This window comes from Edaphosphingomonas fennica (assembly GCF_003034225.1).
Classification (GTDB): Bacteria; Pseudomonadota; Alphaproteobacteria; order Sphingomonadales; family Sphingomonadaceae; genus Sphingomonas_E; species Sphingomonas_E fennica.
In genome coordinates this window covers 1-22,158 of record NZ_PHHF01000019.1, presented here as the reverse complement: position 1 = coordinate 22,158, position 22,158 = coordinate 1, and the positions used below count along the sequence as shown (strand labels likewise).

The 22,158-nt window shown below is 62.8% G+C and carries 20 protein-coding genes and 1 pseudogene; 5 read left to right on the top strand and 16 right to left on the bottom strand.

What is annotated here, in order from left to right; all coding sequences use genetic code 11:
* Nucleotides 1–11: 11 nt before the first annotated feature.
* Entirely contained in the window at nt 12–203 is a 192-nt protein-coding gene (locus CV103_RS04995) for a hypothetical protein (protein ID WP_107394166.1), read from the bottom strand.
* A gap of 828 nt (nt 204–1,031) precedes the next feature.
* On the opposite strand from CV103_RS04995, the gene CV103_RS04990 reads away from it, so the two are divergent.
* Nucleotides 1,032–2,081 carry an aspartyl protease family protein gene (locus CV103_RS04990; protein WP_232016609.1) on the top strand — a complete coding sequence of 350 codons (1,050 nt, stop codon included), beginning with the start codon at nt 1,032–1,034 and terminating at the stop codon, nt 2,079–2,081.
* A gap of 6 nt (nt 2,082–2,087) precedes the next feature.
* Here CV103_RS04990 and CV103_RS04985 read toward each other — a convergent pair whose 3' ends face one another.
* Nucleotides 2,088–2,480, bottom strand: coding sequence for a MerR family transcriptional regulator (locus tag CV103_RS04985; RefSeq protein WP_172598895.1), 393 nt, complete (start codon nt 2,478–2,480; stop codon nt 2,088–2,090).
* A gap of 97 nt (nt 2,481–2,577) precedes the next feature.
* Between CV103_RS04985 and CV103_RS04980 the strand changes: the two genes are divergently transcribed.
* Both CV103_RS04980 and CV103_RS04975 read left to right on the top strand, forming a co-directional pair.
* Complete coding sequence (locus tag CV103_RS04980) at nt 2,578–3,204, top strand: cation efflux transmembrane domain-containing protein (RefSeq protein WP_107394163.1); 627 nt, start codon at nt 2,578–2,580, stop codon at nt 3,202–3,204.
* Nucleotides 3,204–5,141 (top strand): FTR1 family protein, encoded by a 1,938-nt coding sequence (locus CV103_RS04975; RefSeq protein ID WP_107394162.1) that lies wholly within the window; start codon nt 3,204–3,206, stop codon nt 5,139–5,141. The genes CV103_RS04980 and CV103_RS04975 overlap by 1 nt, the downstream gene beginning before the upstream one ends.
* A gap of 509 nt (nt 5,142–5,650) precedes the next feature.
* Here CV103_RS04975 and CV103_RS04970 read toward each other — a convergent pair.
* The 13 genes and pseudogenes from CV103_RS04970 to CV103_RS04900 form a co-directional block, all read right to left on the bottom strand.
* Nucleotides 5,651–6,910: a sodium:proton exchanger gene (locus CV103_RS04970; RefSeq protein WP_232016611.1), complete on the bottom strand. Its 1,260-nt coding sequence runs from the start codon at nt 6,908–6,910 to the stop codon at nt 5,651–5,653.
* Nucleotides 6,911–6,912: 2 nt separating this feature from the next.
* Nucleotides 6,913–7,302: a DUF190 domain-containing protein gene (locus CV103_RS04965; protein ID WP_107394182.1), complete on the bottom strand. Its 390-nt coding sequence runs from the start codon at nt 7,300–7,302 to the stop codon at nt 6,913–6,915.
* 14 nt (nt 7,303–7,316) lie between these two features.
* Nucleotides 7,317–10,595, bottom strand: coding sequence for an efflux RND transporter permease subunit (locus tag CV103_RS04960; RefSeq protein ID WP_245896653.1), 3,279 nt, complete (start codon nt 10,593–10,595; stop codon nt 7,317–7,319).
* 3 nt (nt 10,596–10,598) lie between these two features.
* Nucleotides 10,599–11,771, bottom strand: coding sequence for an efflux RND transporter periplasmic adaptor subunit (locus CV103_RS04955; protein ID WP_107394160.1), 1,173 nt, complete (start codon nt 11,769–11,771; stop codon nt 10,599–10,601).
* The gene (locus CV103_RS04950; protein WP_370425139.1) at nt 11,768–13,123 is read right to left on the bottom strand and encodes a TolC family protein; all 1,356 of its coding nucleotides are present in this window, start codon (nt 13,121–13,123) and stop codon (nt 11,768–11,770) included. The genes CV103_RS04955 and CV103_RS04950 overlap by 4 nt, the downstream gene beginning before the upstream one ends.
* 663 nt (nt 13,124–13,786) lie before the next feature.
* Nucleotides 13,787–14,746, bottom strand: a complete 960-nt coding sequence (locus CV103_RS04940; protein WP_107394158.1) for an Abi family protein — start codon at nt 14,744–14,746, stop codon at nt 13,787–13,789.
* A 213-nt stretch (nt 14,747–14,959) separates the two neighbouring features.
* Nucleotides 14,960–15,277: pseudogene (locus CV103_RS23185) on the bottom strand (DUF7673 family protein).
* A gap of 74 nt (nt 15,278–15,351) precedes the next feature.
* A complete protein-coding gene (locus tag CV103_RS04930) occupies nt 15,352–16,287 on the bottom strand; it encodes an ArdC family protein (RefSeq protein ID WP_107394157.1) in 936 nt (311 codons plus the stop codon).
* A gap of 598 nt (nt 16,288–16,885) precedes the next feature.
* Entirely contained in the window at nt 16,886–17,158 is a 273-nt protein-coding gene (locus CV103_RS04925) for a type II toxin-antitoxin system RelB/DinJ family antitoxin (protein ID WP_107394156.1), read from the bottom strand.
* 288 nt (nt 17,159–17,446) lie between these two features.
* Nucleotides 17,447–17,887 carry a hypothetical protein gene (locus tag CV103_RS04915; RefSeq protein ID WP_107394155.1) on the bottom strand — a complete coding sequence of 147 codons (441 nt, stop codon included), beginning with the start codon at nt 17,885–17,887 and terminating at the stop codon, nt 17,447–17,449.
* Nucleotides 17,884–18,204: a hypothetical protein gene (locus CV103_RS04910; protein WP_145986288.1), complete on the bottom strand. Its 321-nt coding sequence runs from the start codon at nt 18,202–18,204 to the stop codon at nt 17,884–17,886. The genes CV103_RS04915 and CV103_RS04910 overlap by 4 nt, the downstream gene beginning before the upstream one ends.
* A complete protein-coding gene (locus tag CV103_RS04905; protein ID WP_245896652.1) occupies nt 18,204–18,839 on the bottom strand; it encodes a thermonuclease family protein in 636 nt (211 codons plus the stop codon). Before CV103_RS04905 ends, CV103_RS04910 begins: the two co-directional genes overlap by 1 nt.
* Nucleotides 18,836–19,564 carry a DUF7146 domain-containing protein gene (locus tag CV103_RS04900; protein ID WP_245896651.1) on the bottom strand — a complete coding sequence of 243 codons (729 nt, stop codon included), beginning with the start codon at nt 19,562–19,564 and terminating at the stop codon, nt 18,836–18,838. Before CV103_RS04900 ends, CV103_RS04905 begins: the two co-directional genes overlap by 4 nt.
* 788 nt (nt 19,565–20,352) lie before the next feature.
* Between CV103_RS04900 and CV103_RS04895 the strand changes: the two genes are divergently transcribed.
* A complete protein-coding gene (locus CV103_RS04895) occupies nt 20,353–21,033 on the top strand; it encodes a lytic transglycosylase domain-containing protein (protein WP_107394153.1) in 681 nt (226 codons plus the stop codon).
* Nucleotides 21,030–21,398, top strand: a complete 369-nt coding sequence (locus tag CV103_RS04890) for a TrbC/VirB2 family protein (protein ID WP_107394152.1) — start codon at nt 21,030–21,032, stop codon at nt 21,396–21,398. Before CV103_RS04895 ends, CV103_RS04890 begins: the two co-directional genes overlap by 4 nt.
* Nucleotides 21,399–21,541: 143 nt before the next feature.
* Here CV103_RS04890 and CV103_RS04885 read toward each other — a convergent pair.
* Nucleotides 21,542–22,158: transposase (locus CV103_RS04885; protein WP_245896650.1), on the bottom strand; the 617-nt coding region annotated here is incomplete at its 5' end.

Here is a 22,158-nt window from a genome sequence, read left to right as displayed (position 1 = left end):
GATGGGGGAGGTCAGCCTTCGAGGGCTGCGAGTTCGTCAAATTCGGCGGATGCGCGCGCGGCGGCATCGCCTGCGTAGGTCGCCCCGGTGCGCGGATAGAAGAACACGCGCTCGCCCTTGCGGTAGAGGCTTCCGTCCGCACTGGTCCCGTCTACCTTGGCCCGCTTCCAGTAGGGATCGCGCTTGTATCGTGTGTAAGCCATTGTCCTTCTTCTCCTTCCTTCGGGGCTGAAAGCCGCTTGCTCTGCGGCATGCGGCTCTGCCTCTCCGGCGAGGAGCGGGATGGGGAGGGAGGAGGAAAATCGATGGCCTGGCGCGGGCAGGCCGCCCTAGCGCGGCCGACGCCCATCGGGGCGTCGGGTGCCGCGCTTGGCGGACCACACGGGGCTGTCGATTATCCTTCGGGACCGAAAGGGCAGCAGCCCTTGGTGTTCCCCCAAGCGTGCGGGCCTCCGGGGGAGGGCCGAGAGCGCCTATCGGGCCAAGGGTCGCGCTGCGGCGCGGCTATGAGGGTGTGCCATGTGGCACACCCCCTCACGCGAGGATCGTCACCCGCATGGGCCGAGACGCCGGCACGGTGGCTTGGTCGGCGCTCGCGCCGATAGAGCCGTGCCCGACAGGGTCGCGCCCGAATGTCCCTCAAATCCAACGAGACACAGCCTTAATGCCAAAACAAATTTCAGAATGGGGCGAGGATAGCTTGAACAAAGCCAGGCCATTCGTTCGTCGTAGCCGAGTTATCTAAGCGATTCTGATTTCCCACCGACTGCTTTTCAGGCCTTGACCCTCTAGTAGCTAGAGCATCTAACAGGTCTTCGCGCCTAAGCGGCCTTGAGATCGGAGCCGGCTCATTGACGACAACCCGTATCGGAGCGATCGGAATGTCTCGACGCTCATTGCTTAACCAAACGCTGACTTTCGGGTGCGGCGTAATCGCGGGTGTACCTGCCTTCGCCAGCGCCGTCTCTCAACCAGCGCGCACCTGGAACTTTGGTACTACTTCCCTGAACTGGGAGCCGCTGGAATTGGCGATGGACGATACCCTCGTAGTTTCGGCGCACGTTGGCGGCTTGCCGGTGCAGGCAGTGCTCGACAGCGGCAGCGGAGCCTCGATCATCAGCACGGCACTTGCGGCGAGACTTGGTCTGAGGGGCGAGCGGCGCACGATCAGCGGGCTGAGCGCCAGGGCTCAGGCATTGCTAGTGCGCGACATTAAGGTTGTGTTTGCCGGCGAACCTCGTCGCCTACCGTTCGCCATCGTCGCCGATCTAAGCGCGACATCGGCTGCATTCGGACGGCCGATCGACATGATGCTCGGTGCCGACATGTTCACAGAAAGTTGCATCGCCCTCGACTTCGGCAAAAGGCGGCTAGCGGTCGCCAAATCAGGGTCTTTTCTGGCCGGTCCCAATTGGAGGAGGGCCGCACTCGGCCGCGGCGCGAAGCAGGAGCTGTTCATCAGGGCGTCAGTTGCGAGCCTGCCACTTGTGCCGTTGATGCTCGATCTCGGCAACTCGGCTCCGCTGATTCTTTCGGCGGACTATTTGCGCGATCAGCAGTTGCTAAAAGATAAGCAAGTAACGACTGCGGCGCTGGGCGGCGTGGACGGTATAAGGGTCAATGACGTTCTCAGGATTTCCGATGTCAAAGTCGAAGGGCTCGAGGTCTGCGACATCACGACACTGAGCATGAGGGATTGGCTCTCGACCAGCACCGTCGGCAATATCGGCCTGCCACTCATCGCGCAATTCGACGCGGTAATGGATGTGACGGCGGGGTTCGTGTGGCTTCGGCCTATCTCTTCTCGTCACCGCATTCCGATGCTCAAAGATCGCAGCGGCCTCGGCGTGGCGGCGTCCCCGATAGGGCTCGCCATCGTTCATGTGGCGGCGAACAGTCCTGCGGAAAAGGCGGGCTGGGCGATTGGGGACCGGATCATCATGGTAAATGGTCGTCCCATTGATGCCGACTATACCCATGGGAGACTCTGGCGATGGCGTTATGGCCCTGCCGGAACGCTCGTGACGCTTACAATGGCAGCCGGCGACAAACGTGAACTGCGGCTCGCCGACTATTATTGACGCCTGCTAATGGTTGATGTCGCCGATCGCTTTCATGATACGGCAGTCGGCGATGCGGGCTTTGCTGCAACTTTGGCTGAGTTTCGCAAGCTCGTCTCTGAGTGCGGTAAGCTGCTGAAGCCGCCCCTCGACTTGGCGCAAGTGCTCAGCCGCAATCGATGACGCTCGGCTGCATTCCTGATCCGGATTTTCCGAGAGGCCAATCAGCGAGCGTATCTCCTCAACCGAGAAGCCTAGGCGGCGGCCGTTGCGAATGAAGTGCAACCGCTCGATGTCACTGGCATCATATGTTCGCCGTCCCGAAGCGGTTCGCGGTGCTGGCTTGAGCAGCCCGATCGACTCGTAAAAGCGTACCGTTGTCACCTTAGTCAATGTTTTACGCGCAAGGTCGCCAATCATTATTTGTCGCGCTGCCATCTCACACCATCCTCGCTAATGCGACCTTATCGCAAATTTCGCTTGCTTCTATAGCGACTGGAGGATGTAGTGAAGTCCAATGAATACACAAATCGAAAGCTGCGGGTGTCATGGAGAGCCGGTTCGGGCACAGCATGATCCAGCATATCGTCGCGCGCTGATCATCGTCGTGGTGCTCAACCTCGGCTTCGGCATCGCGGAGCTGTTAGGTGGTTTCATCGCCGACAGCCAAGCGCTGAAGGCGGACTCGCTCGACTTTCTTGGAGACGGCTCGATCACCCTGATCGGCCTGCTTGCGCTTGCGTGGTCCGCTCGAGCACGGGCGCGGGTGGCGCTGACGCAAGGATTGTTTCTTGGCACGTTGGGGTTCGGCGTAATCGGCTTCGCGGTCTGGCGCGCGCTCAACGCGACCGCGCCAGATGCTGAGCTGATGGGCGTGATTGGTGTTGTCGCTCTCGCGATCAACGTCCTCTCCGCAATATTGCTCGCCCGCTTTCGCGAAGGCGACGCCAACGTCCGTGCGATCTGGCTGTTTAGCCGCAACGACGCACTTGCCAATGTCGCGGTTATTGCGGCGGCCGGGCTGGTGGCGTGGACGGACCAAGCTTGGCCGGACCTCGCGGTCGCTGGTCTTATCGCTCTCCTGTTTCTTCACTCCGCCTACGAAATCGTCACCGGCGCGCGGCGCGAGCTGGGCGAGCTGTAATGCGTACGCTTCTGCTCCGGCTCGCGACCGTCCTCCTGGCGCTGGTCCCGGCTGCAGCGATAGCGGAATCCAGCGACGTTCAAACCGCATGGCGGCTGCTCGATTATATGGCGGTCGATTATGGCGGCGCGGTTCAGGCCGGCCGGGTTAAGAACGTATCGGAATACGCCGAGATGAACGAGTTCGCCGCAGCCGTCGCGGCGCGACTGCGCAGCCTACCAGCGAAACCAGAGCAGCAAGCGCTCGTACAGGGAAGCGCCAAACTTCAGGCGTTGATCGTGCACAAGGGCTCGCCCGAACAGGTCGCGATGATCGCGCGCGGACTCGCGGCCGATCTGCTGCGCGCCTATCCGGTGCCGCTCGCGCCGGACAAGGCGCCAGACATCGCCTCTGGATCCGCCCTGTTCAAGCAAAATTGCGCGGCCTGCCACGGCATGAAGGGTGACGGGCACGGCCCCGACGCGGCCAAGCTGTCTACCCCTCCGATCGCTTTCACCGATGCGGCGCGCGCGCGCCAGCGCAGCGTATTCGCGCTCTATCAGGTGGTGACGCAAGGACTCGACGGGACAGCGATGCAAAGCTTCGCCGATATGCCCAACGATCAGCGGTGGGCGGTCGCATTCCACGCCGGACAGTTCGCGTTCACCGACGCTCAGGTGCGGGAAGGCGAGCGGCTGTGGAAGTCGGACACGTCGCTGCGCCAGCGCATCCCGGACTTGAAAGCCTTGGTCGCACTTACTCCGGCCGCGCTGGCCGGCTCGATCGGCGACGCTAAGGCGAACGCGGTCATGGCCTATCTCCGCCGTCACCCGGAGGCAGTCATGCCACAAGCGCCTGCTTCGCTCGCGGCCGCGCGCGCCAAGCTTGCCGCCAGCCTCGAAGCGGCCCGACGTGGTGACGCGCGCGGTGCGAGAGAGTTGGCGCTTTCGGCGTATCTTGACGGGTTCGAGCCGGTCGAGCCGACGCTTACCGCGCGCGACGCGACGCTGATGGGACGGATTGAAGGCGCGATGGGCGAATACCGCGCTGCGGTCGATCGCGGCGACTCGCCCGACGCCCTCACCGAACGAGTGTCCGCCCTAGGCAACCTTTTCGATGCGGCGGAGGCCGTGCTCGCACCCGACGCCGCTACGCAAACCTCCACCTTCTTAGGCGCGTTCACTATCCTGCTGCGCGAAGGACTCGAAGCGCTGCTCATCGTCGTCGCCATGATTGCATTCCTCCGCAAAGCCGAGCGTGGGGAGGAACTCCGATATGTGCATGGCGGTTGGATCAGCGCGATCGTCGCCGGCGCGTTGACTTGGGCGGTTGCAACCTATGTGATCGGGATCAGCGGCGCGAGCCGCGAGCTGACAGAAGGATTTGGCTCCATCTTCGCTGCAGTCGTACTGTTGTCGGTCGGGATATGGATGCACGGCAAGGCACAAGCCGATCAATGGCAACGCTATATCCGCGAGAAGATGTCGCGAGCGCTTGGGGGCGGGTCAGGATGGTTCCTGTTCGGACTCGCGTTTGTGGTTGTCTATCGGGAAGTTTTCGAGACGATCCTGTTCTACGCCGCGCTCTCGGCGCAGAGTGATAACGCGATGCTACTTGCAGGGGCCGGGTTCGCGATCGGTGTGCTCGGCATGATCGCTTGGGCCATGCTCCGCTACAGCCGCAAACTGCCGATTGCGCAGTTCTTCCGTTACAGCGCCTGGCTTATGGCAGTGCTGACGGTCGTGCTGGCGGGCAAGGGCGTCGCCGCGCTCCAAGAGGCAGGCCTCGTCGATATCGCGCCGCTCTCCGATGTGCCTCGGCTATCGATGCTCGGCGTGTTCCCTACGTGGCAGTCGCTCCTTGCGCAGCTCCTAATGGCGGTCGCTGTCGCGTTGGGGTTTGCCTGGAACCGCCGCAGCGAAGCACGCTCAGCCTCGGGACAAGTGGCGGCTCGTTAGAGGTCGGTGCGTCGCTTTACGCAATAATGGCGCTGATGCTGGTTGTTCGCGTCGGCCCGGTCTGCGAAGCCATCGCCATCGAGGCGGACATTGCAGCTTCACTATCACCACAAAGCTGCCCGTGCCGCATTCTACGTTGAGGATTTGTTTCACTTGGGCGCGGGGCCACCAAGCGCAGCAGGGTAGCGTGCCAGCGACACCCCTGCGTCATCAGGGCCATGCCCCGATTATAGAAGTCCGTCAGCTCCGCGCGACCAAATGCCGGTACGAAGTCGCGTGAGGTAGAGCGAACCGGATCAACATCGCCTGTCCGTTTTCCAGTTATCTGGCCGCCTTTCCTTGTGTTCGACTCCCCGCCCCGGGGATGGGGCAGGACGGGGAGAGCCGCATCGCCGCACTGGGCGCGTTGTGCGCTCCAGAGCCACCCCTGCAACTGGTGAATCAGCGGTCGGCTATGGATGCGTCGGAGCGTCCGAAGCAGCGCATGTCTGCTGCTCCGCATCGATTGATCAACTCCACAATGGCTTCGCCAGCGCAGGCAGAGTTCTGACGTTCAGCGCGAAAATAGTGAAAGCAAGCCCGATATAGGCCCAAGCAAGCCAAGTAAGGCTGGCGATCGTTCGTGCCTCGTCGCCTTGCCACAAGACCGCCAACGTGACTTGAACCGCGAACAGCCCGGCAAGCGCGGCAGCGCCACTGAGGCCTAGCCGAAGCCGAAGCAGCAACGCGATGCCGAAAAGGGACTGCGCAGCTGTCAGGAAGAATTCCTCGTGCTGGCGCGCATCGAGGGGCAAGGGCGAGAGCTGGCCTGCGCCCAAGCTCAGCGCGAGCGGCAACATGCCGACGAGCAACGTCCATTGGTTGATCTTGTCGGAAATCATGGTCGCCAAACCGGTCTCGGCGCGGCCAGAGAGAACGAACAGGACAGCGATTACGACGGCTGGCGCTTCACTGGCGAGGGGGGCCAGCCACTGAATCAGAAGAAACTCATCGAACCCGACCAGTCGCCCCGACTCGACCATCGCTTCGGCAAAGGGTTCTGCGGAAATGAGGATCACCGCAGCGGCGACCACGGTTAGGGCGCCCATTGCGAGCCATTGCCGCGCTGCCGGCAACTCGGCGAGGGCGGCCGCGGGGCCTGGCTCGTCATCATCGTCGTCCTCGGCGCTTTCACCCTTTTCGCTGGCCCGCCACATATATACGCCGAACAGAGCGACCAGGATGATGGTGTCAACGACCGTGATGGCGTCCTTCAGAAGAATGGTGAAGGCATAGACGCTAGGCAACAGGAGGAAGAGAACCTCGGTTCGGTTGGCGGGCAGCAGGGGGATCGCGCGTTCGCGTGTCCTGCGCCAGTGGAGCAGCACCAGCAACGGCCAGGCAAGACCGACGAGCAGCCGGTTCGCGCCGGTCATGTTCGCCGCGGCGTAGTGGACGTAGTTGGAGCCCGGGTTCGCTCCTGCCGAGTAGGCGTAATAGAAATCCACGGCATATTCGGGAAGCACGGTGATCAGCGCGACGATCGCGACGATCAGGCCGGCCGATATGCGCTTCTCGGCCGCCTCTGCTCCCCATGACAGGAAGAAGCCGCCCGCCAGGATCGCCGCGCCGAACAGGAAGGCGTCGAGGATGGGATTGGGTCGCCAGCCCTCGATCCTGAGCACGATCGCCGGGATCATCGCCGCGGCCGTAATGGCGACTAGCGTCACAAAGCGCCGCATAGAGGGGCGGGGCTCACCGGAAGGTCGCATGTCGGACGCTGTATCCATTGCTACGCCTCCTTGCTCGGCGGTTGCGACGCGCCGTCGCCGGAGTGTTGGTCTGGCTCGAAGAATAGCGCCGATGCGGCCTCCCCACCGACGATTTCGACTGCTTCCAACGTAATCAGGGCGATACCCGGAACGTCACCCAGCGTCGGGGCGAAAGCGCGTAGCCGTTCCTCCTGGTCGATGATCTCGACGACCACGGCGCGGTCGCTTTCGAGGACATGACGCCTGTGGACGTGAGCCGATCGACCAAAACCGATCAGTGCCTCCAGCACCGTCGCTCCCGCCAACATCGCATCACGCGCACGGGAGGCGACAACCTCAAACACCTTGCGGTCCCCGAAATAGGCAGCCTCATCGGTGTAAACGCGGAGCAGCTTGGTTTGCTCGCTCATGGTCGCCTCTCTCCTCACGCACGTTCTGCTAAAACGGAAGACTCAGGCTCATCGCCCAGTCCTGCAGGAGCGCCGGGTTCGGTGCCCTCCGGCCTAACCCGGCGCTCGCCCCAGCCGAGCACCACGCGAGCGATGGCGGGTAGGACGAGCAGGGTTAGGATGGTGGCCGCGACCAGCCCCCCGATCACGGTCGTCGCCAAGGGCTTTTGCACCTCCGCGCCGGTGCCGTGCGCGAGCGCCATCGGCACGAAGCCGATCGCGGGCACGAACCCGGTCATGACGACCGCGCGCATCTTGTCGGCCATGCCGTTGCGGATCGCTTCGGCAATTGGCGCACCGTTCTCGATACGCTCCCGTATCGCGGTCATCACGACCAGCCCGTTCAACACGGCGACGCCAGCGAGGCAGATGAACCCAACCGCGGCCGATACGGAGAAGGCGATGCCAGTCATGGCGAGGGTGAACACGCCGCCCGCTAGCCCCAAGGGGACCGCCAAGAATACTGCTCCGGCACGCGCGAAGCCGCCCAGCGCCATGTAGAGCAGCCCGAAGATGGCGAGGAAGCACAAGGGCACCACGATCGCGAGTCTGCGGCTCGCGTCCTGGAGGCTTTGGAACTGCCCACCCCATTCGAGATAATAGCCGGCGGGAAGCTGCACTTGGGCAATTTTTGCCTGTGCTTCGGCGACGAACGATCCGGCATCTCTGCCCAAGAGGTTGATCTGGATGGCAAGGCGGCGCTTGCCGTTCTCGCGCCTGATCTCGTTCAGCCCTTCGACGGCGCGGATTTGCGCCACCTGAGCGAGCGGCACCTGCTGGCGGGCTTGGCCGGCTTCACTCGGGAGCAGCACGGGCAGGGCCTGAATTTCGTCGAGGTTGATCCGCGTCTGCTCAGGCACGCGCACCGAAATATCGAAACGCCGATCGCCCTCGTAAAGCAAGCCGGACTCGCGACCGCCGAGAGCCGCGGAAACCGTATCCGCGACCTCTCTAACCGTCAGGCCGTAGCGGGCGATGGCAGCGCGATCGAGCTTGACATCGAGCGTAGGCGCGCCGCCAACCTGATCGGCCTTGACGCTGCCGGCCCCCGGAATCGACTGGAGGACACGGACCATCTCGTCAGCCGTTTGCGCCATCTTGTCGAGGTCGTCGCCGTAAAGCTTGATCGCCACGTCACCGCGCACGCCCGCGATCAGCTCGTTAAAGCGGAGCTGGATCGGCTGGCTCATTTCGTAGAGCTGGCCGAGCTGACCCCGAGAAGCTTTTTCGACGCGCTCGATGATTTCGGCTTTGGTATGAACGCCCGCAGGCCACTGGTCCTTTGGTTTGAGAATGACATAGCCGTCCGACATGTTCTGCGGCATCGGGTCGGTCGCAACCTCGGCCGTGCCAGTTTTCGAGAACATCAACGCGACTTCGGGCAGGCTGGTGACGGCACGCTCCACCTCGCGCTGCATCGCAAGCGACTGCTCCAAGCTGACGGAGGGCACGCGCGTAGACGCGAGTGCGAGATTCTGCTCGTCGAGTTGCGGGATGAATTCGGAGCCGAGCAGCCCGAACGCGGGCACGGCGGCCAGAAAGAAGGCGAACCCTCCCGCAATGAACGGCCACGGTCGCGCAACCGCCTTGTCGAGCAGGGGCAGGTAGCGCGTCTTGGCCTTGGCAATCAGCCACACCTCCTTCTCGGCGACTCGGCCCCGGATCAGCAGCGCGACCATGGCGGGCACGAACGTCAGCGCGAGGATGAAGGCCGCGACCAAGGCGAGCATGATCGTGATTGCCATCGGCGAGAAGGTCTTTCCCTCGACGCCGGTGAACATCAGCAGCGGTGCGAAGGCGAGCAGAATGATCGCCTGTCCGAACACGGTCGGTTTGATCATTTCCTGCGACGCCCGCATCGTCTCTTCAAGCCGCTCCCGCAGGGATAGAAGCCGCCCCTCATGCTCCTGCCGATGCGCGAGCCGCGCCAGACAGTTCTCGATGATGATGACCGCTCCGTCGACAATGAGGCCGAAGTCGAGCGCCCCTAGACTCATCAGGTTCCCGGGCACTCGAAAGGCGTTCATCCCCATCGCCATCATCAGGAACGAAAACGGGATGACAAGCACCGCGATCAGCGCCGCGCGCCAGTTGCCCAGCAGGAGGAAGAGAGCCGCAGCGACAAGAATGGCACCCTCGGTCAGGTTGCGTTCGACCGTCGCCACCGTGGCGCTGACAAGCGCGGCGCGATTGAGCACGATCCCGACTTCCACACCCGGCGGTAATGTCTTTTCTATCTGGTCGAGCTTGGCCGACACGTCCTGCGCGACGATTCGGCTGTTCTGGCCGATCAGCATGAGCACGGTGCCGATCACCGCCTCCTTGCCGTTCACGCTGCCCGCACCTGTACGAAGATCGCCGCCGCTCTCGACATTGGCGATCTGCCCCACCGTGATCGGCACGCCGCCGCGCGTGGCCGCTACAGCGTTCTTGATTTCGTCGACCGAACGCACCCGGGCGTCGAGCCGGACCAGATAGCCTTCGCCGCCGCGATTGTAGTAGTTGGCTCCGACTGCGAGATTGGCGTTCTCCAACGCCTCGCCAAGTTCGCTGTAGGAGATGCCGTACGCCGCCAGTTTCGTTGGATCAGGCTCCACCACAAACGTCTTAGCGTAGCCGCCGATCGAATCGACGCCTGCCACGCCAGCAACGGAACGTATCTGCGGCCGAACGATCCAATCCTGCACGGTGCGAAGATAACCGGCCTGCTCGACCTCGTTGACAAGCCTGTCGCCCTCGGGCGTCAGATAGCTGCCATCCGACTGCCATCCCGGCTGGCCGCTCTCGATTTTTGCGCCCTTCCCGCCGGGATTGCGGTATCGGATCGTGTAGAACACGATCTCGCCAAGCCCGGTTGTGACCGGGCCGATCTGCGGCTGGATCCCGTCAGGCAGCGTGTCGCGCGCCTGGATCAACCGCTCGCCGACCTGCTGGCGCGCAAAGTAAAGGTCGGTCTTTTCCGAAAAGATCGCGGAGACCTGACTGAACCCGTTGCGCGAGATGGAGCGGGTCGTTTCTAGGCCAGGGATGCCGGCAAGCGCTGTCTCGATCGGGTAAGTGACAAGCTTTTCCATCTCCACCGGCGAGAGACGCCGATCGACCGTGTTGATTTGCACCTGGTTGTTGGTGATGTCGGGCACGGCATCGATCGGCAGCTTTGTAAGCTGCCAGATGCCGATGCCGGCAATTGCGAGGAAAATGAACAGAACCGCCCAACGCGCGCGGACAGCCAGCGCAATGAGATTGGCGATCATCTATTATTCTTCCTCGCCCGCGCCCTTGCCGAGTTCGGCTTTGAGCAGGAAAGCGTTCTTGGTGGCGATGGTTTGGCCGGCGCCGAGGCCCGACACGATTTCGATCCGTCCGGCGCTGCGCTGGCCCGTGGTGACTGGCGTGGCCTTGAACCCCTTGGGAGTGCGGACGAACACCATGTCGCGGCCATTGAGCGACTGAACCGCCTCCTCGGGCACCACGATCGCGGCGGACACACCGCCGCGGCTCGGGAACAGTCTCACGCGCAGTGCCAGCCCCGGCTGGAGCCGGCCGCCAATCACATCGAGTACCGCGGTCGCTGCGCGCGTTTCACCACTCAAGGTGGGCGTTACCGCGCGAACACGGGCACTGGTCGTGGTGCCGTCCGGCAGGTCGACGGTCGCCCTGTCACCGGGCGCGAGACGCTGCGCGTCCGCAGGGCCGATCGCCGCCTCAATTTGAATCTGGCTCGGGTCGGCGACGCGGAACAGCTCGGTCTCGGGCTGCACGAACGCGCCCAAACTGACATTCTCGGAAGTGACCCGCCCCCCAATCGGGGACGCGACGACAACGCCACGTCCGTCGCTCGTCACATTGGCGGCCCCTACCGCTACGCTCGCGCGCCGCGCCTCGGCCGCCGCTGACGCCGCTTCTGCCTGCGCTGTCTCAAGGTCCACGCGCGGGGACACCTTCTGGCTGTACAGGTAGCGTTCCCGCGCCAAATTACGTTGCGCGAGCGTTGCCTTTGCGGCCGCCGCGGTGCGATCGGCGGCGATCTGCGCGGCATCGCGGCTCTCGACGATCGCCAGCGTCTCACCACGTCGAACAGGGTCACCCAAGCGTTTAAACACCCGCGTTACTGCGCCGCCCGCACGGGCGGTCACAATCGCCTCGCCAGTAGGGGACGGCGCGACCGTCGCTTGGGCCACGATCTCGGCCGCCAAACCACCCGGGTTGACGGTTTCGGTGGCGACGCCCGCGCTTTTCATCATCTCGGCGCTCATCACCAGCGTATCGCTCGGTGCCGCCTCCGGTTCAGCCGCCTCGGTCTTTCCTCCTTCAGTCGCGGGCGCGACCGGAGTGTCGGTCGTCCATCGCGCGACGGTGAAGCCGCCAGCCGCGGCGACGAGCACCGCGGCCGCCACCCCGCCCAACAGACGTTTGTCTTGAGGGATCATCGAATATCTCCGGGGAGGGCCGAGCGCGCATTCGAGAGCGTCTGGTCGGCCGAAAGTGTAGAGGGGGCAGTCAATCGTGCAAGTCGCGCCTCCGCGTCGCGATAGGCGGCAAGTGCGTCGATAGCTGCGGCGCGGGTCTCGCGAAGCGTCCGCTCAGCCTCCAGCAAATCGAGCTGGCTGAATTTGCCTGCAGCGTAACCAATGCGAGCGATGCGCGCGGCCTCGGCAGCTGCGGTCAAGGCAGGTCCGCCAGCTGTACGCGCGGTCGTCGCCGCATTGGCAAGCTCGGCTTGGGCGCTCGCGATTCCACGCTCGGCCTCGATCAAGGCGAGCCGACGCAGGGCCTCAGCCTGGGTCGCCTGCGCAGTCGCCTGCGCAACAGCGGCGCGGCCGTTGTTGAAAAGGGGAATCGGAACCGACACACCGAACACCGCTGCCACATCGTTGGTCGCCTCCAGCCGGCGCGCGCTCGCGCTCACCGTCACATCTGGAACGCGCTGCGAGCGCGCGAGTTGAACCTGGGCTTTCGCAGTTCGCGCGTCGGCGGCCGCCGCCGCCAGCGCCAGTGTGCCCTCGGCCGTTACGGGCTGGGTAGGGCCGTAGCCGCCTATCCGCTCGAACCAGGTCGTGTCGAGTAGGCCGGTCACAGGCTGGCCAATCAGCCGCGCCAGATTGCCGCGCGCGACCTCGGCCGTGCGCGCTGCGCGCTCAACCGCAGTCTCCGCGTTGATGCGAAGCACCTCGGCGCGCTGTTGCTCAATCGGCGACGCCGCGCCAGCAGTCACGCGTACCCGCGCTGCCCGCGCGCCCTCAGCGGCCAAAACCGCCTGCTCACGCGCAACAATCAAACGGCGTTCTGATGCCGCAGCCTCAATATAAGCTTGGGTAATCGTCAGCGTCAGGTCGGCAATGGCGACCGTCGCGCTGATCCGGGCGCTGTCGATCTGTGCATCCGCAACTGCCATACGCGCCGAGCGTTTGCCGCCAAGTTCGATCGGAAGCGCTACGCCTGCTGTCGTCTCTGCGCTGCGGAAGCCGCGATAGTCGCCGCTTCCAGTGACATTCTCAGTCTCAACGACAATCTCGGGGTTGGGACGTAGCGCAGCGACCGCACGCCCAGCGGTTGCGGCCTGCACGCCAGCGGCTCCGGCCTCACGCGAGGGAGAGACGGCGCCTCCGAGCGAAAGAGCCCGCTCCAAAGTGAAAATCGGCTCGGGCGCTGGTTGTGATGATTGGGCAGCCGTCTGCGCCATTGCATCGGACGCGGGGAATATCAGAACCAAAATCATCGCCAAGCCCGACCAGAGCCGAATCGGCCCTACTCTCGGCCGTAATTGATATTTGCTGGTCATCCACTTCCCCTGCGACTCACTCGCAGGCTGTCCTTGCATCCTACAGCCACTAGAGAAGCAAGACTAAACTACCTTCATGGCTTTCGAATTTTCCGTGAACGGGATCGCCCGTAACTTTGCGCTTGCTCCTCCAATAGCTGTAGGCGGCATGCCTCACATATTGCGCAGCGCCAAGAGCAGCTTCGCACTTTCTCGATGGAGATTGAAATGAGAGTCCGTCGCTATCTGACCCTTGCGCTCGCACTCGCTGGCGTTGTCATCACTTCAGCCTGCACTACAAACCAACAAGCGACATGGTCGTCCTCGACAACATCGGCGAAGCGTTGCGTTCGCGAGTTTGGCCCGGACAGAAAGACGCCTCCGATTGTGATTCCATGCCCTAGCGCACCGAACCGCTGACCGACGAATGAACGTGCTTGGGCCGGTCGTTTTAGGATAGCGCCCTCAATGCAGACCCGCTGCGCGATCCGCAGCCAATTGGCTGCGCCGTTGGGGATCGCGCGCGTTCTGGGACAGCTTCTCCGCAACCGGCTCTGCTTTCCAATCTACGACTGGCCGAGCGCTGCCTGATGCATGTGGGTCACCGGCTTTACGCCGAATAGGCCAGGCTGCACGCCAAAAAGGCGACGGTGGAACATCGCCTGCGATGGATCGCCCGTGATTTCAGGCCCATGTGGCTTCCTGATCCCATCCCGGCAGGAAACCGGCCTGTGCCACATTGGCGTAAGGCATTGCGGGGAAGGCGAGCCAGTGATCCTTCAGCCGGCTGCTCCAAGTGGTACCGGGATTGATCCGTTTGATAAGGTGGCTGGCAACAGCAGCGGCGCCATAGACGCGGCTTCGCTGCACGAAGTTGTCGCCGATATGGACGACCTGCGCCGCTTCCCATTGTTTGGGCACCTTGGGCTGATTGACAATGCCAGCGTTCCAGAGCCGGGCATGGTGCGCGCAGATGTTGCGGACGAAGGCGAGCGATCTGACCCAGCTCACCAGCGTATCAGGAAGAAGGCCGTAGCGCTTGGCGATGGCGGCACGATCGTTGGGGTGGGCCATTTCGAGGAGCCAAGAAAGTGTGCCGAAATCCCAGGCTTCCACTGCCATCCAGATGGGCATGGGCGAGCTGTAGGTCGCCAGAAATTCCAGCACCCAATCCTCCTTGGAGCGGGTAATGGACTGATCGGCCTTCGTCAGCCAGCTCGTATGCCGCGTGCTGCCCTGCAAGGGTTGATTGGCGCGCTGCGCGTCGAGATGGGCCGGATCACGATGTGCCCATGCGTTGCGCTTGCCCAGTGCGTGCGCGAGATCCACACGTAGCGCGACCTCGATCCTTTCCAGCGCGTCGAGGAAGAGCAGGCGCAATTGCTTGTCGAACAGATAGAGATCGACGGCATGGCGAAACTCCGCGCCGGCTTCAAACTGCTCGACGCGCAGGGTCTTCTTTGGATTGTTCGGATCGGGCACGCGCTGCTGAAATGGCTGCCAATACAAGGTGAGGCGGCCATAACCGATACGCTGGAGATGTTCGGTCGCTTTTGGCGCATCAGTGACGACCAGGCCGCGTTGAACGAGAAGCGTAAGCTGGTCCGCGAAACTGAGATGAGGTTTGGTGTAGGGCGGCAACATGGCCCTGATATGAAGAAGGCCGCCCCTTGATGCCAGAGGCAACAGCGGGGACGGCCATGTTGTGATCGATATACGCTGCGAAAGTTAACATTTCAAGAACAAGTTGAAATGGCTTCAGGCCCCAGTAAACGTGTAAAATACCATATAGCGCCGCCCGCCCGCTTGCGGGAGGGCGGCGCCGATTTTGCGGCCGAGCCGTCCGCTAGGTGCAGGCTAGGTCAAGCGCCATCGTTCGACCAATCTCACGATAGCATCCCTAAAGCCCCAAGCGTCGTGATAGACCGTCGGCTCTTGGGCGAGATAGGCCATCACGATCAGCATGTCTTCGGCGATGGTCTCATCGCAGTTGCACAAGTGCAGCAGTGGGAAATGGCCGTTATCGGGGCCATTCTACCAAGCGAGGAGAAATTCGGCAGCGCGCGAGGCTTGTCCGGTATCGGAGCCAGCAATACCGATCAGGCGGGCGATAGCCTCACCGGCTTCGTCAAAGCTGACGGCACGAATAGCTGGACGGCGTTGGGGTGGGTTCATGATGCAAATCCTGCTCGAAATCTCTTCAGCAACCAAGCGCAATTCCAGCCCCGCAGCCGGGACTGTTTCAGCCGTTAGGCCACCTCCTCAAGCGATGCGCTGGTTTCCGCGCCCATGCGTGACAGCAGCCAGTCAGCCGCATCCTGCGCTTGGCGCGCGGCGGTGAAGATGCACCGCTTGTCGTTTCGAAGGGCAGACAGCCAGCTTGCCAGATAGGCCGCATGATCCTCGCGGTCGTGGAGTTTGATGCCGATCGCACCGCTGACGAACGCGGCCCCCAGCTCGGCCACCAGTTCTTCGCGCGCATAGTCTTCGCGCTTTGTGGAAATGAGGGTGGGACGGGCAAGCCGATCCACATGGCCGCTGGCGTGACAAAGTTCGTGCGCAAGGGTCGAATAATAATCGTCGCTGGTGTGGAAGTCGGCGAATGCTGGCATGACGACATGATCGCCGCTCGGCTGATAATAGGGCTGCGAACCGTGATGACGGAGCGTGATTGGCACCCGGCCAAAGAGCGTATCAAGCTCGGCGTCCCGGTCGTGGGGATTGGTGGCGGTGATGATCGGTTCGGGCATGGGATATTTCGTTTCGATGCCGTCGATCTGCTCCGAATTGAAAACCGTATAGCGTTTCAGGAACGCAACCTGCCGCCTGCCGTCCTCGCCCTGTTCGCTGCTCGCTTCGCCACCTTTGCCGTCGCCCACCACGATCTTGTTGGCATAGACCACGGTTGATCCCTTCTCGCCCTTGCGGACACAGCCGCCCAGCGCGAGCGCCTGCTTGAAGGTTAGCCAATGGGGGGAGGCATAGCCCTTGGTCATGGAGGCCACCCACAAGGTCAGGACGTTGATCCCGCGATACGGAACTCCGGTCGAGCGCAGCGGGATGTTGGGGGCGGTGCTGCCGTTCCATGATTTGGACCAAGGCCGGGTGCCAGCCTCGATCATGGCAATCATCTGGTCGGTGACCTCCTGATAGACGTCGGCCCGGTTGTCGGTGATGCGTCCCATGATTTCGTCCTTTCCACTTGAGGCTGAAAGCCGCTTGCTCTGCGGCATGCGGCTCTGCCTTTCCGGCGAGGAACGGGATGGGGAGGGAGGGCGAGAATCTTGGCCCCTGGCGCGGGCGAGCCGCCCTAGCGCGGCCGATGCCTTCAGGGCATCGGGTGCCGCGCTCGGCGGATTACACGGGGGGCATGATTGTCGTTCGGGGACGAAAGGGCAGTAGCCCTTGGCGTTCCCCTAAGCGTGCGGGCTCCGGGGGAGGGCCGGAAGCGCCCTGTGAAGGAAACACCGCGCCACGGCGCGGCAACAGGGGTGCGCCACGTGGCACACCCCTCGCGCGAGGATCGTCACCCGAATGGGCTGAGACGCCGGCACGGTGGCTCGGTCGGCGCTCGCGGCGATAGAGCCGTGCCCGGCAGGGTCGCGCCCTGTGGGATGCTCATACGCTCCCAGCGATCATGGTGAGAGAAGAGACGGTGCCCCGCCCCCTGAAACACGAAGGCCGCCCCCTGATGCCGGAGGCAACAGCGGGACGGCCATGTCGTTTTCACGTCAAATCATTTGAACCTGCCGCGGTACGCCGCGCTGGTCCAGCGTAACGTGCCTAGTCCTCGTCATCGTCCCCATTGAGCGCGCCCATCAGATCCGCGACGGTAGCGAACCGCTCCACCTTGCCTTCGGACGCATCGCGCATCGCCGCCTGGGTGGTGGCATTGGGAACGCGAATATCGAAGGGCAGGTTCTTGTCGGAGGCTACGCGCACCAGCATCAGCCGGATGGCGTCGGACACAGACAGGCCCATCCCCGCAAGAATTGCGCTGGCTTCCTTCTTCAGGTCGGAATCAATCCGAGCACGTACTACGTCGGCCGCTGCCACTTCACTCACCCCATCAAATTCACCTGAGCCACATTGTAGCTACAAACCTAAATGCTCTCCTAACGCCGGGGCGTCAATAACAGTATCCCTCTCTGCACTCTCCCGGCAGCACGTGGAGCACATGCAGCACGCTGATCTACCGCAAGACGGATGATGCACTCGTTCTGGCCCGTATCGGTTCGCACAGCGAACTGTTCGGATGACCCGAGCGCCGATCCGGGGCGAAGGCGACGGCCGCGTAGCAGGCCGGTTGCCTCGCCCCGCAGGGCGCACCGATCCTATCCGGCGTCAGTATATGCGCTGGGCGGCCACCGCCAGTACACGCCGGAGGCAGTCATGCGCCGCCGCCGGGGCTGGAAGGTCTTGCGGGGGCAAGCCAGGATAACGGAAACTTTGCATGGCGTGCGGACAATCGAGCGCGTCGATCGTCGTATGGTCGCTAGCCGAAATGCCCACTGCAAGATCGAGCGACCCGCGATTGATGGCCCTGCAACATCGATGCAGGCTATGGCCCATCTGCATAAGCCGCTCTTCGTCCCAGCCATCGGCGATCAGTATCGCCTTGAGCGCAAGTTCCAGACTATGCGCAACCAGCGCAAAATAGCCCATCCGCGCAGCGTCTGCCCGGTTGATTAAGAGGATGCGACCTGCTGCATCGGCATAATCGTTGGCAAAGGCCAGATAGTGAACCGCGCGTTCGGGTTCCGGCCTGCTGACGCCCCCGGTCATAGCCAACGCTCATCCAGCGAGGGGGCAAAGGCATTGCCGATGGCGATCGAGCCGACAAGGGCGGACATCACCACAAAGAGGATCAGCCTCGTTCGTGCGCGAAAGCACCCGCGCGTGATGCTGACTGCAAACCATATCGCGACGGCCAGGAGCAGGCCCGGCCCCACCTCATAGAGGACCAAGCCGGGCAGGCGGTTGGGAAGCAGGTACGGCATGTCGCGGATGACGCGCCCGAGCAGGACCGCGCCAATCACCAGCGAGCTGGCTCCCCCCCAGCGACCAACCATGGCGACAACGGGAGAGCCGGGTTCGAGCATTACCGCGTCGAGCCTGCGCCGGCGACTGCCCCCGGCTCCTTCTTGATTGTCCCCACGTCGCACCCTTGCGACACTTGCGCACGCTGCACGGCAAGCTGCCGCATCCCTTCGTAATCGACGCCCCACAAACCTGCACGCTGCGCTGCTGCCTTGCGCATCAGGTCGACATAGGCGCCGCCCGAATAGACGCGGTAATCGACGGCATAGCCTTGAGCGACCATGGTGGCGCCCACGCTCGCCTTGTTGCTGGGGAAGCGGCAGGACAGATTCAATCGCCCATAGCTCTTGGCTGTGGTGCGGCACTGCTCTTCGCGTCGCAGGGCATAGTCGAACAGCGACGCGGAGCACGTCAGCCCGCCGTCGCGGGCCGCCAGCTCACGCAGCGCCTCACTCGCCAGCGCCTTGAGCTGCGGCCGATCGTCATCAGGAGCATCGATCCCGACAATCCGCACGCGACCGTTTGAGAAATCGACGGTATCGCCATCGATAATCCGGGGGGAAGGAGAGGATAGCTGGGTCTGCGATGCTTCGACCAGCGATGCTTTGTTCTGGGCGATGGAATAGACCGCAACGACAACGAAGGTCGCCCCCATCATCCAGCGCTGATAGGGCGGGACGCCGGGAAACAGCTTCATGCTGCCCGGATCTCGCGCAGGAGATCGTTCCAGTCGCCGCTATGGGGCGGCAGCTTGGTGAGTAGCCTACGGCCATTATTGGTCAGGTGAGGGGTGGCCCGTTCTACGGCGCGCGCCGCTTCGACGCCGTGCTGGCTGTAGAGGATGACGGTGTGGATGCTCTCCGGGATCGCAATGCCCTGATAGCGCTCGATGCCCAGCACCGGCCAGACGAAGTGACCGGGTTCGAGCAGGTTCATCACGCTTGCGGCATCCTCGACGCCTTCTGCGAGACGCAGCACGCCATCGGTTGGAATACCGCCCCAGCGCACCGCGCCGGTGCCGGGATTGCCCAGCATACGCTTGGGTTCGGGCATGTCGGCCTTCCAGCGGCCATCGGGCGTCAGGAAGGTGCGGTGGATCGCAACGACGCCGGCGTCTTCCTCGATCGGCACGATCAGCGCCGGGGCAAACGCCTTGGCGGCGCCTGCACCGCACTGGCAACGCGGATCGAAGCGAGCGTTGATCCCCTCGGGCACGATCGCACGGGTGCGCAGGTAGCGATCGGCGAGGGTGCCGACATAGGGGTCAGCATGACGCCAGACTGCAAGGGCGATCTTGTTGAGATCAGTCTTGCTCTCCTGACGCTGCCCCGGATCATGATCGGGGGGCGCAAGGATCTTGCCGGACCGAAGCGCCGCCATGATGGCTTCGGCATTGCAGCCGGCGAAACAGTGGAACAGCACGGCGCGGTCGCCTACGCGAACGGAAAGGCTTGCCTTGCTATCGGAATGGGCAGGGCATCGGCACATGGCAAAATCGCCCGTCCATCGGCCGCCAAGCTGGCGAACAATTCGGTCGGCCTGTTCCTCAATCGTAGCGATATGCCGTCGGGCCATTTAAGACACCTCCGTTGAAGCGCCTTGTCATGCTATCGCAGCGCGATACATGACACCAGCGAAAACCATATAAATCGCTTGTAGGGTTGGAATGGAATTAGAGCTACTACTGGAACGTGAACTTACGACGCATCGCCCTCCAGGCGGGACGATCACAGATGTTCACGTGTGCCAGCACGACTCCGGCAAGTGGCACATCAATATCCGTGTGAGCTGGCGTGGAACTGCCCTTTTCCATGTGGGGCTTTATGATAAGAAGCGCATCCGCTTGTATAAGCGCGCTTCTTCAGCAATCCGACATATCATTCTAGGATACGGGTACGAGGGCGTAATAAGTTTGCACCCATATCCGGGCATGAGGGACGAGGCGACGTTTTAGCGGGGTAAGCTGTTCGCAGTAGCAGCAACCAATGTCGCTTTCGGGGTGGCCATCACGGTTTTCTTAACATAGCCTGTTTTCACAACTGGAGTGAAAACATGGCAAATCGCTTATGTTCATTCCCGGTGTGCGTCGCGCATAATGCTGCGTTGATCGCATCGGTTTCGGCCCTGACCGCCGACTTTGACATTGCTGGCGATCGTGGAATGACGATCGCGCTCTTGCCCTATGCCCCTGACATAGAAAGCTGCAAGCGGTGACGCTTCCCGCCGCAGTCGTCATGGGCCTCGCCGCGCAATGCGCGCCAGATGTGGCTCCAGAGACAATCGCGGCAATCGTGAAAACGGAAAGCCAGGGCTACGAGCTGGCGATCAACGTCAACGGATTGGGCCACAAGGTCGCCCAGCCAACTACACTGGCGCAGGCGACTAGTATCGCGCGCGCCTATGTCGCCAAAGGCTATTCCGTCGATCTTGGCTTGGGACAGATCAACTCTCGGAACATGAAGGCCCTCGGCCTGACGTGGGATACGGTTTTCGAACCCTGCACGAACATCGCTGCTGCCGGGGCGGTTCTCGCCGGAAATTATCGTCAGGTCAGAAACGGGCTGCACCCGCAACGCGCGCTGCGCATCGCGCTCTCCATGTACAATACCGGATCGCAGTCACGTGGCTTTGCCAATGGCTATGTGGGGCGGGTGGTCGGCAATGCCGGTTTCGCCACCACCGCCCAGCCTGCGACGGTCCCATCGGCCGCAATTGCCAGCACGGCTGACACCGCAAACGCGGCGACGGTGCTGGCCGCCCTGGTCGAAGAAAATACGTCCGACATGGGGACGCCTCGCGCGGCTCCATCCCCCCCGCCGCCATCGTGGGACGTGTTCGCAAAGGCGGAATTTGAGCGAGCCAGGCTCGCCGGAGAAGGAGACAACCGATGAACCTTGTGTCGCTCGGCGTGCCGACGCTCACCCTTCGATCCCGCGTCACCGCCCGCATCGACGCATTATCGCCGCGCCGTCGGAAACTGGCGCGCATCCTGTCGATGTTCGGCCTGGTGGCGCTGGCCTCGCTGCTCTCCGCCGAACCCGCGCTGGCGCAAACCAATCTTGAAAGTTTCGGCCAATCCGTACTGAACCTTCTCAGCAACGGCCTGCTGCGTACCGTCGCCATTCTCGCGATCATCGCCGCAGGATTTGGCTGGCTGACGGGCCGCGTCAATACCGGCGCTCTTGTCACCGTCATCATAGGTATCGCCCTGATCTTTTCCGCGCCGTGGATCGTCGACCAGCTCAACGCCGGCTGATCTTTGCAAGGCGGGGCGAGGGCCGCCCCGCCATCACCGCATAATGCCGAAGGTTCGCACATGGACGAGGATCGGGAAATCATGGCGTCACCTCAAGGTTTGTTCGCCAGACAACGATTTCTCGGACATAAGCGGAACATGGGCTACGCTACACGCTTCAACGGCGCCATTGGCTCGTTGAGTGGGTGGAATTCACCTGCTGGAAGTCGCCTGGCCTGCTCCCAGAGGTAATCGCCGGTCAGACTGATGTGCGCCCAGCCCATCGGAGAAAGGTGCGCAAGCAGTGCCGCATCGAACGTCGTGCCGACAGCGTTGAGGTGCTGGGCGGCCCGGTCGAGATAGACCGTGTTCCAGTAGGAAATCGCCGCAATCAGCAGGTTCAGCCCAGATGCGCGAAATTCCTGATTTTCCAGCGAGCGATCGGTGAACCGACCCTGCCGGTTGGTATAGATGGCGGCGGCAAGCGTGTGCCTCGCCTCGCCTTTGTTGAGACCGGCCTGACAGGCACGTCGCAGTTCCGGTTGTTCAAGCCAATCGAGCGTGAACAAAGTGCGCTCGATACGGCCCAGTTCAGCCAATGCAAAATCCAGCCTGTTCTGGCGTTTGTAGGCGGCAAGTTTTCGCAAGATTACTGACGGCGCCACCGTGCCATCCTTGATTGAGGCGACAATCCTGACGATGTGAGAACGGCGGTGGAAAACTAGACCACGGTAGCGGCGGGATTGTCCGGCTGCGGGCGGCGTAAAAGTCGTCCACTTTT

What these genes read in the sequence shown, in the direction of transcription:
- CV103_RS04955 (WP_107394160.1), bottom strand. Translation starts at nt 11,771, where the DNA reads ATGATCCCTCAAGACAAACGTCTGTTGGGCGGGGTGGCGGCCGCGGTG.
- CV103_RS04960 (WP_245896653.1), bottom strand. Translation starts at nt 10,595, where the DNA reads ATGATCGCCAATCTCATTGCGCTGGCTGTCCGCGCGCGTTGGGCGGTT.
- CV103_RS04940 (WP_107394158.1), bottom strand. Translation starts at nt 14,746, where the DNA reads ATGTTGCCGCCCTACACCAAACCTCATCTCAGTTTCGCGGACCAGCTT.
- CV103_RS04915 (WP_107394155.1), bottom strand. Translation starts at nt 17,887, where the DNA reads ATGACCGGGGGCGTCAGCAGGCCGGAACCCGAACGCGCGGTTCACTAT.
- CV103_RS04980 (WP_107394163.1), top strand. Translation starts at nt 2,578, where the DNA reads ATGAATACACAAATCGAAAGCTGCGGGTGTCATGGAGAGCCGGTTCGG.
- CV103_RS04930 (WP_107394157.1), bottom strand. Translation starts at nt 16,287, where the DNA reads ATGGGACGCATCACCGACAACCGGGCCGACGTCTATCAGGAGGTCACC.
- CV103_RS04910 (WP_145986288.1), bottom strand. Translation starts at nt 18,204, where the DNA reads ATGCTCGAACCCGGCTCTCCCGTTGTCGCCATGGTTGGTCGCTGGGGG.
- CV103_RS04965 (WP_107394182.1), bottom strand. Translation starts at nt 7,302, where the DNA reads ATGAGCGAGCAAACCAAGCTGCTCCGCGTTTACACCGATGAGGCTGCC.
- CV103_RS04985 (WP_172598895.1), bottom strand. Translation starts at nt 2,480, where the DNA reads ATGATTGGCGACCTTGCGCGTAAAACATTGACTAAGGTGACAACGGTA.
- CV103_RS04950 (WP_370425139.1), bottom strand. Translation starts at nt 13,123, where the DNA reads ATGACCAGCAAATATCAATTACGGCCGAGAGTAGGGCCGATTCGGCTC.
- CV103_RS04990 (WP_232016609.1), top strand. Translation starts at nt 1,032, where the DNA reads ATGGACGATACCCTCGTAGTTTCGGCGCACGTTGGCGGCTTGCCGGTG.
- CV103_RS04970 (WP_232016611.1), bottom strand. Translation starts at nt 6,910, where the DNA reads ATGGATACAGCGTCCGACATGCGACCTTCCGGTGAGCCCCGCCCCTCT.
- CV103_RS04890 (WP_107394152.1), top strand. Translation starts at nt 21,030, where the DNA reads ATGAACCTTGTGTCGCTCGGCGTGCCGACGCTCACCCTTCGATCCCGC.
- CV103_RS04975 (WP_107394162.1), top strand. Translation starts at nt 3,204, where the DNA reads ATGCGTACGCTTCTGCTCCGGCTCGCGACCGTCCTCCTGGCGCTGGTC.
- CV103_RS04905 (WP_245896652.1), bottom strand. Translation starts at nt 18,839, where the DNA reads ATGAAGCTGTTTCCCGGCGTCCCGCCCTATCAGCGCTGGATGATGGGG.
- CV103_RS04995 (WP_107394166.1), bottom strand. Translation starts at nt 203, where the DNA reads ATGGCTTACACACGATACAAGCGCGATCCCTACTGGAAGCGGGCCAAG.